The organism is Geitlerinema sp. PCC 9228 (assembly GCF_001870905.1).
Lineage (GTDB): Bacteria > Cyanobacteriota > Cyanobacteriia > Cyanobacteriales > PCC-9228 > PCC-9228.
In genome coordinates, this window is the sequence record NZ_LNDC01000198.1 from 639 (window position 1) to 900 (window position 262).

At 41.2% G+C, this 262-nt stretch carries 1 protein-coding gene; it reads left to right on the forward strand.

The window, feature by feature from the left end; translation table 11 throughout:
• The coding region (locus AS151_RS22335) for a transposase (protein ID WP_170861465.1) at positions 1-262 on the forward strand (262 nt) is incomplete at both ends.

Here is a 262-nt window from a genome sequence, read left to right on the forward strand (position 1 = left end):
TTTTGAAGGTGCGAAGTCCTACAAAAAGTACGAAAGAAAGTTATCTCGTCTTCAATACCTTAATCGTCACAAACAACGCGGTTCGAAAAACTGGAAGAAAGCCCAAGTTAAGATAGCTAGGCTACATCGCAAGATTGCCAATATTCGACGAGACTGTCTCCATCAATTAACAAGTTACTTGGCTAAGAACCACAGCCAAGTCGTTATTGAAGACCTGAACGTCTCTGGGATGATGGCCAATCACAAACTAGCCAAAGTTATT